At 69.1% G+C, this 8,042-nt stretch carries 6 protein-coding genes; 4 read left to right on the top strand and 2 right to left on the bottom strand.

The window, feature by feature from the left end; all coding sequences use genetic code 11:
* Positions 1 to 176 precede the first annotated feature (176 nt).
* The 4 genes from AAG565_RS11800 (at position 177) to AAG565_RS11785 (ending at position 6,889) form a co-directional block, all read left to right on the top strand.
* On the top strand, positions 177 to 872 hold the full coding sequence (locus tag AAG565_RS11800; protein ID WP_348819796.1) for an SDR family NAD(P)-dependent oxidoreductase: 696 nt from the start codon (positions 177 to 179) through the stop codon (positions 870 to 872).
* A gap of 83 nt (positions 873 to 955) precedes the next feature.
* Complete coding sequence (locus tag AAG565_RS11795) at positions 956 to 2,503, top strand: glycerol-3-phosphate dehydrogenase/oxidase (protein ID WP_348819795.1); 1,548 nt, start codon at positions 956 to 958, stop codon at positions 2,501 to 2,503.
* Positions 2,504 to 2,684: 181 nt separating this feature from the next.
* Positions 2,685 to 5,006 carry a hypothetical protein gene (locus AAG565_RS11790; protein WP_348819794.1) on the top strand — a complete coding sequence of 774 codons (2,322 nt, stop codon included), beginning with the start codon at positions 2,685 to 2,687 and terminating at the stop codon, positions 5,004 to 5,006.
* Positions 5,007 to 5,020: 14 nt separating this feature from the next.
* The gene (locus AAG565_RS11785; protein WP_348819793.1) at positions 5,021 to 6,889 is read left to right on the top strand and encodes a DUF1302 domain-containing protein; all 1,869 of its coding nucleotides are present in this window, start codon (positions 5,021 to 5,023) and stop codon (positions 6,887 to 6,889) included.
* Positions 6,890 to 6,955: 66 nt separating this feature from the next.
* Here AAG565_RS11785 and AAG565_RS11780 read toward each other — a convergent pair whose 3' ends face one another.
* The gene (locus AAG565_RS11780) at positions 6,956 to 7,633 is read right to left on the bottom strand and encodes an ElyC/SanA/YdcF family protein (RefSeq protein ID WP_348819792.1); all 678 of its coding nucleotides are present in this window, start codon (positions 7,631 to 7,633) and stop codon (positions 6,956 to 6,958) included.
* Positions 7,630 to 8,031, bottom strand: coding sequence for an MAPEG family protein (locus tag AAG565_RS11775; protein ID WP_348819791.1), 402 nt, complete (start codon positions 8,029 to 8,031; stop codon positions 7,630 to 7,632). Before AAG565_RS11775 ends, AAG565_RS11780 begins: the two co-directional genes overlap by 4 nt.
* Positions 8,032 to 8,042 lie beyond the last annotated feature (11 nt).

Raw genomic sequence — 8,042 nt, 5'->3', positions numbered from 1 at the left:
AGTTGTTCCTTTCCATCAGCAAAGCCCAGCGTCCCGCCGCCTGACAGCCCCTCACTCAGACCCACCCTTCAGGCTCATCTCTGGATTGGAAAGGACTGCGCGCCGCGGCGGTGGAGCAGGCGCAGTAGAATCCCCGCATCGCCGCTCCAGCGCGCACGTCGAGAATCAGGAGTCCGATGAGCCATCCCGCCGCACCGGCGTCGAAGTCTGGCCGCGCACCGTGCTGCGTGATCGTCGGTGCCGGGCCCGGCATCGGCCAGGCGGTCGCGCTGGCCTTCGCGCGCGAGGGTCACGACATCGCGCTGCTGGCGCGGCGGCCGGAGCGGCTGTCCGGTTCCTGTGACGAGATCCGCCTGAAGACCGGACGCCAGGCGCGCGCCTACGCCGCGGACGCCGGCGATGCCGATGCGCTGATCTGCGGACTCGACGCCGCGCATGCCGATTTCGGCGACTGCGACGCGCTGGTTTACAACGTCGCCACCCACGAGCGCGGGCGCCCGCTGCAGGTCAGCGCCGATCAGCTGATCAGCGACTTCCGCATCAACGTCGTCGGCGCGCTGCTGGCGGCGCGTGCGGTGGCGCCGGCGATGGTCGCGCGCCGGCAGGGGACGATCCTGTTCACCGGCGGCGGCTTCGCCTACGAACCGTCTGCGGACTATGCCTCGCTGTCGATGGACAAGGCGGCGCTGCGCTCGCTGACCTACACGCTGGCCCAGGAGCTGGGCGCACATGGCGTGCACGTGGCGACGGTGACCGTACACGGCTTCGTGCAGCACGGCACGCGCTTCGATCCGAGCCGCATCGCCGGGGCGTTCGTCGCGCTGCACCGCCAGCCGAAGGGGCACTTCGACATCGAGACGGTGTACAAATAGTTTCCAGTGGCGGGTGGCCGGTTGCCAGAATGAAGCCGGCGCCGTGACTGGAAACCGGGGGCACGAAACCGGAAACTGCACCTGTGAACGCCTTCCCGTTTGTCCGCAACGTCTCCGCCCTGCGCGATGGCCGCTTCGACGTGCTGGTCATCGGCGGCGGCATCTACGGTGCGTGGACCGCCTATGACGCCGCCAGCCGCGGCCTGTCGGTCGCGCTGGTCGAGAAGAGCGACTGGGGCGCCGGGACGTCCTCGGCGTCGAGCAAGCTGATCCATGGCGGCCTGCGCTATCTGGAGCATTACGAGTTCGCGCTGGTGCGCCATGCGCTCAAGGAGCGGCGCACGCTGTACCGCATCGCGCCGCACCTGGTGCGCCCGCTCAACTTCGTGCTGCCGATGTGGAAGGGACCGCGCGCGCATCCGCTGATGGTCTCGGCCGGCCTGACGCTGTACGACCTGCTGGCGATCGGCAGTCACCCGGTGCCGCGCCACAAGCATCATCGTGCACGCGAGCTGCTGGCGCGCTATCCCTTCGTCGATCCTGAGCGCCTGCTCGGCGGCTTCCGTTACGGTGACTGCCAGGAGGACGATGCGCGCATGACGCTGGTCGTCGCCGCATCCGCGCAGGCCAGCGGCGCCGTCTGCGCCAACCGCGTCGCTGCCGAAGCCCTGGTCGAGGACGGCGGCCGTGTCGCCGGCGCGCGCCTCAAGGACCTGCACACGGGTGAGACTTTCGAGGTGAAGGCCGGAGTCGTCGTCAACGCCGCCGGTCCCTGGGCGCCGTTCCTGCTCGGCGAGCGGGCGCCCAGGGTCAAGCTGATCAAGGGCACGCATCTGATCCTGCCGGCGATCGCCGGCTGCAACGAAGCCTTCCTGCTGACCGCGGACGACGGCCGCGTGTTCTTCGTGATTCCGTGGTACGGGCGCACGCTGGTCGGCACCACCGAGCAGGAGGTGAAGCATCCATCCGAGGGTGTGCCCACCGACGAGGAGACGCGCTACCTGCTGGCCGGTGTGCGCCGCGGCCTGCCGGGCCTGGGCTGGACCGAGAGCGACGTGGTCGGCCGCTTCGCCGGCGTGCGCATGCTGCAGGCCGAGCAGTCCGAGTCGCTGTCGGCGGTCACGCGCGAGTTCGAGGTGCTGCAGCCGCGGCCCGGTCTGGTGATGCACGTCGGCGGCAAGTACACGACCTCGCGCAGCGACAGCACCGAGATCGTGGACACGGTCTGCCGCGTGCTCGGCCGCCGGCCGGCGCGGTCGGTGACCCACGAGCGGCGCCTGCCGGGCGCACCGGACGGCGAGTTCGAGCACTGGCAGTCGCAGGCGATCGGCCAGCTCGCCGCGGCCGGCGTCGATCAGGAGGCGGCGCGCTGGCTGTCGATGCGGCACGGCACCGGCATCGCGGCGATTCTCGCGCTGATCCGCGAGCGGCCCGCGCTGGCCGCGCGCATCGACACGCAGGCACCCTTCGTGCTCGCCGAAGCCGTCCACGCGGTGCGTGCCGAGATGGCCGCGAGTCTCGACGACGTCGCGCGCCGGCGTATGCCGCTGTCGCTGCTGGTCGCCGGCGATGGCTGGCGCGCGCGTCTGGCGGCCGTGCTCGAATCCGAGCCCGGGTTCCGCGCCGGCTGATGCTGCGCCGCCGCAATCCGATGAACGGTAGTGCTGCGCCCGCCGATCGCGGCAAACACTGATACGCATGGCCGCCGATTGGCGAGATACTCGGCGATCAGGTCCCCGGGCAGCGTCTCGACGGGGAGGATCCGAATAAGCGGGGGGCTCCGGCCTTCTGCGCGAAAAGAGGAGAGGCGTGATGACGGTACTCAGATTGGCGCCGGTGCTCGTGCTGGCGCTTGTCTTGTCGGCCTGCGGCAAGGCCGACAACGGCGACGGTGGGCTCGCGGAATCGCCGAGCAAGCTGATTTCCCTGTTCGACCCGGTGGCCGCCAGCGCGGTGATCCCGTTCCCCAACGACGGCTTGTTCACCGGCACGACCGACGGCACGCTCAACATTCCCAATCCGTCGAACGCGCCCTTCGTCACCGCGGCGAACCAGCTCGACGGCTTCTCGACGGTGGCTTCGATCTTCACGGACCTGATCGGCCGCGTCGATCTGGCCTCGGCCAACGCCGCGCCGCTGAACCAGCGCGCACTGTGGATCATCAACACGCGCGCGGCAGCGCTCGGACAGAACCCGCTGCTCACGCCGGGAATCGACTACCGCGTGCAGTTCTCGACCGCGATCGATCCGGTGACGCAACGGCCGCTGAGCGACCTGCGTTCGCGGCTGCTGATCGAGCCGCTCAAGCCGCTCGATCCGGCGACGACCTATCTGGTCGTCGTCACGCGCGCGCTGCGTTCGGACGAGGGCATCGCCGCCGAGCCGGCCGACCTGTTCAGCGCGGTGCTGTCCGACCGTTCGGTGAACGCGCAGCTGGTCGATCGCAGCCTGCCGTGGCAACCGACGCTGGCGCTGCTGACGCCGGCACGCCAGGAGTCCTTGGAGGGCATCCGCCAGCTCTACCAGACGCGCATCCTGCCGGTGCTCGCGCAGATCGGCGGCGCGCTGTCGCAGCAGACCGGGGTGGAGATCGACTTCGGCGCGGACAACCTGGTGATCGCCTGGCCGTTCACGACCCAGGGCATTTCCACGACGCTGAAGCGCCTGCAGGCCAACGTGCAGCCGAGCGCGCTGACGCTCGTAGCGACCGGACTGACCACGCAGGACGTGATCCCGCAGCTGCCGCCGGTCGCGGACGTGTACGTCGGCAGCATCCAGCTGCCGTACTACCTCGCCGATGCGACGCCGACCGCCGAGGACGGCAACGAGGACTTCCTCATCGGTGGGGCGCCGGACAATCCGCTGAACAGCTTCTGGCGCGCCGATCCCGAAGTGGTCTCGGAGGGCAATGCACCGGCCGGTGCGCCCTGCGGTGCGCTGCAGCCGAGCGTCAGCACCACGCGCTGCTTCCCGCAGCCGCGTCCGCGTGCCGCGCAGCGCGTGCCGGTGATCGCGACGATCCCCAATGCCAACAGCGGCCGTACCCAGCCCAATGACGGCTGGCCGGTCGTGATCTTCCAGCACGGCATCACCGGCAACCGTTCGCAGATGCTGGCGATCGCGCCGGCGCTCGCCGCGGCGGGCTTCGCGGTGGTCGCCATCGACCTGCCGCTGCACGGCCTGCCGCCGGACAACGCACTGCGCGCGGCGACGGACGGTTTCCCCGCGCCGCTGCGCCCGACCGAGCGCACCTTCGATCTCGACCTCGTGGACAACGCGACCGGCGCGCCGCCGGCCGACGGCGTCGCCGATCCGTCGGGCACGCACTTCATCAATCTGTCCAGCCTGCTGACCAGCCGCGACAACGTGCGCCAGGCCGAGGCCGACCTGATCACGCTGACCGCCTCGGTCGGCGGCGCCACCATCCTCGGCGGCAACCTGCAGCCGAACGGATCGCAGTTCCGCGGTGCCGGCGTGCGCTACGTGGGCCACTCGCTGGGCGGCATCGTCACCAGCACCTTCCTGGGCGTGCAGCCGGGATCGAGCGCGGCGGTGCTGGCGATGCCGGGCGGCGGCATCGCGCGGCTGCTCGACGGCTCGGCAGCCTTCGGACCGCGCATCGCCGCGGGGCTCGCGGCGGCCAGTGGCGGCAGCATCCGCGAGGGCAACGACACCTACGAAACCTTCCTGCGCTTCGCGCAGACCGTCATCGACGACGCCGACCCGGTCAACTACGCCGGTGCGGCCACCGCCAGCCGAGCGGTCCTGATGTTCGAGGTGCGCGGCGACGCGGTCGTGCCCAACTGCACCGTGGCCGGGGACGCGAACTGCACGGCGATCGACACGATCCCGATCTCCGGCTATCTCTCCGGCACCGATCCGCTCGCACGCGTGATGGGGCTGGGCTTCCTGCCCGGGCCAGGCCAGTTCGAAGGCTTCGACGTGCCGGTCGCCGCGCAGACGATCGTCGATGCCAATGGCATCGACGCGGTCGTGCGCTTCAACCAGGGTGATCACGGCTCGATCCTGAGTCCGGCGGCCAACCCGCTGGTGACCTGCGAGATGCAGCGGCAGGCGGCGGCCTTCCTGGCCAGCAACGGCACCCAGCTGCCGATCGGCACCTGCGGCGAATGAGGAGAGACGGGACAATGAACAAGAATCTCATCGCACTGACCGCCGCGGCTCTGGCCGCGGTCAGCGGCACGGCCGGCGCCATCGGCACCGAAATGGCAGGCATCGGCATCCGCCTCGACAACAAGCTGTCCGCCGGTGCCGCATGGCGCCTCGAATCGCGCGACGACAAGTTCGTCGGCATCGGCAACGGCGGTACTGCCAATTCGACCAACGGCGACGACGGCAACCTGGGTTTCGACAAGGGCGACATCGTCGCCGGAGCGTTCAAGATCACGTCCGATCTGACGATGGAGAAGGGCGGCTTCGGTGTGTTCGTGCGCGGCAGCTACCTGTTCAACGAGCGCGTTTACAACTTCGGCTTCTTCGACGAGAACAACTACTACACGCCGCCGGAGGGAGGTCCGGACATCGGTGTCGGCCTGCGGCCCGGAGTGTGTCCCACACTTCCGGCGCCCTCCAACACCTTGCCCTGTCCCTCGGAAGTGCCGATCTCCGTGCTGCGCGCACGCCGCAGCGAGGTCCAGGACCGGATCGGCAACGATGCCGATCTGCTCGATGCCTACGTCTTCGGTGCCTTCGACGCGGCTGGGCGGCAGTTCGCGTTCAAGATCGGGCGCCAGGTCATCAACTGGGGTGAGTCCACCTTCGTCCTGCACGGCATCAACAGCCTGTTGACCTTCGACCAGAACCAGCAGCGCGTCCCCGGTTTCGAGATCGAGGAGCTGCTGCGCCCGGTGGCGATGGCCTGGGTGTCCGCCGGCGTGATGGACGGCGTGTCGATCGAACTGTTCTACCAGCTCGAATGGCAGAAGACCGAGATCGACGCCGCCGGCACGTACTGGTCCACCAACGACTTCGCCGGCATCGGCGGACGCCGCGCCAACATCACCTTCGGCCTGCCGCCGGAGAACTACCCCGGATCCACGATCCCGCGCGCGCCGGACCGCGAGCCGGGCAACGACGGCCAGTACGGCGGACGTCTGAGCATGCTGATCCCGGCGCTCAACGACATGGACCTGTCGCTGTACGCGATGAACTACCACAGCCGCCTGCCGGTGGTCAGCGGCACGTCCAAGGCGAGCTTCGCGGCGCCGGCGAGTACGGGTACCTACTTCGTCGAATACCCCGAGGACATCCAGCTCTACGGCCTGTCGTTCAACACGGTCGTCGGCGATCTGTCGCTGCAGGGCGAGTACAGCTACAAGGTCGATCAGCCGCTGCAGATCGACGATGTCGAGGTGCTGCTGGCCGGCGTCGGTCTGCCGAGTCAGCTGACGCCACCGCCGGCGCCCGCCTTCGGCTCGGCGCTGGGCGGCAAGTACATCCAGGGCTGGCGCCGGCACGACGTCAGCCAGGCCGATCTGGGCCTGACCTACATCTTCGGGCCTTCGAGCTGGCTGCGCTGGGATCAGCTGACCGTGGTCAGCGAGATCGCCGGCGTGTACGTGCACGACCTGCCGCCGGAGAGCGAGTTGCGCTACGACGGCCCGGCGACCTATACGCCCGGCGACGCGTCGGTGGCGGCGCTGGTGTCGGCTGCGACGCTGCCGGTCTTCGGGCAGGGCGTGCCGCAGCAGACCGAGGGCTACGCGACGGCATTCTCGTGGGGTTACAAGGCGCTGGCGCGCGCGCAGTACAACAACATCCTCGGCCGCTTCCGCATCGAGCCGGCGCTGCGCTTCGACCACGACGTCAAGGGCGTGACGCCCCTGCCGATCTCCAACTTCATCCAGGAGCGCATGCAGATCCAGGCCAGCGTCGCGGCGTTCTACTTCCAGCAGTGGTCGGTCGAGACGGCCTACACGCGCTACTTCGGCGCCGGCCGCTACAACCTGCTGTCGGACCGCGACTTCATCGACCTGGTCGTGAAGTATTCCTTCTGAGCAGCGCCGTCGCGTCATGGAGAAGGGCCAGCGATGCTGGCCCTTCTCGTTGATCCCGCCGGGTGCTCAGGTCGCCTCGGCGCCGGGGGCGAGCCGGATCGGTTGCGGGTCGCCGAGGAAGCGGGGTGTCGTGCGCAGCAGGAACAGGTCGAGCACCGCCATCGCGCGCGCGAACACCTCGCGGGGGGGATGACGCAGTCCCTGGTCGCCGTCCGAGGTGGCGGGCGCGACGTAGGCGACGACCTTGAGCCCGAGCTTGCGGCCGATGAACACCGCGCGATAGCTGTGGTACTTCTGCGTCACGATGGTGAAGCGGTCCAGTCCGAATACCGCGTCGGCGCGGACGATCGAGTCGAAGGTGCGGTAGCCGGCGAAGTCCATCGTGATGGCCTTTTCCGGAACGCCGGCCTGGACCAGTTCCTGGTACATCTTGCGCGGCTCGTTGTAGGTCGAGTCCGGATTCGCGCCGCTGACGATCAGGTGCCGAACTTTGCCGTTCCGGTACAGCTCCGCGGCCGCAGCGATGCGGCCGCGGAATTCCGGACTGGGCCTACCGCTTTCGAGATACTTGCTCGTGCCGAGTACGACGCCGACCTCGTTGTCCGGCAGCAGCGCCCAGTTGCGGAACACGTAGGCGTCGGTGCTGTTGATCACCCAGCGGTTGCTCAGCAGCACGAACAGCACGACGGCGCCGGCGGCGAGCGCCGACCAGCGCTTGAGCCTCCTGCGCGTCGAGGGTTTCAAGCCGCGAGGCTCCACAGCAGATAGGCGAACAGCGCGACCTGGATCGAGTAGAAGGTGGCGCGGATCAGCACCAGCCAGTGCGAGGTGCCGATCAGGTGGGTGACGCTCTGGCCGATGCGCGCGTACAGCACCCAGGCCGCGACTGCATCGACGACCGGACTCTTGCCGATCGCTGGCGCCACCAGAACGATCACCGCGAAGATCGGCAGGTTTTCGAGGCAGTTCAGGTGTGCGTGTTCGGCGCGCTTGACGAAGCCCGGCACCTCGGCGGCGGCACCGCGCGTCCAGCTGTTCGCCGGCCTGCCGCGCAGCACCTCGGCGACACGCCAGGTCACGGCCAGCGCCACCAGTGCGAGCGTCCACGCGGCGAAGCCGAGCAAGGCCATCATTCCAGTCATGTGCAAATCCC

Origin of the sequence: Fontimonas sp. SYSU GA230001 (genome assembly GCF_040066175.1) — a bacterium.
Taxonomy (GTDB): domain Bacteria; phylum Pseudomonadota; class Gammaproteobacteria; order Nevskiales; family Nevskiaceae; genus Solimonas.
Note: the sequence above shows the minus strand (reverse complement) of the source record. Positions and strands in the feature narration are given on the sequence as shown.

Excerpts from the sequence above, each read along its gene's own strand:
- AAG565_RS11800 (WP_348819796.1), top strand. The coding sequence starts at position 177 with ATGAGCCATCCCGCCGCACCGGCGTCGAAGTCTGGCCGCGCACCGTGC.
- AAG565_RS11775 (WP_348819791.1), bottom strand. The coding sequence starts at position 8,031 with ATGACTGGAATGATGGCCTTGCTCGGCTTCGCCGCGTGGACGCTCGCA.
- AAG565_RS11785 (WP_348819793.1), top strand. The coding sequence starts at position 5,021 with ATGAACAAGAATCTCATCGCACTGACCGCCGCGGCTCTGGCCGCGGTC.
- AAG565_RS11790 (WP_348819794.1), top strand. The coding sequence starts at position 2,685 with ATGACGGTACTCAGATTGGCGCCGGTGCTCGTGCTGGCGCTTGTCTTG.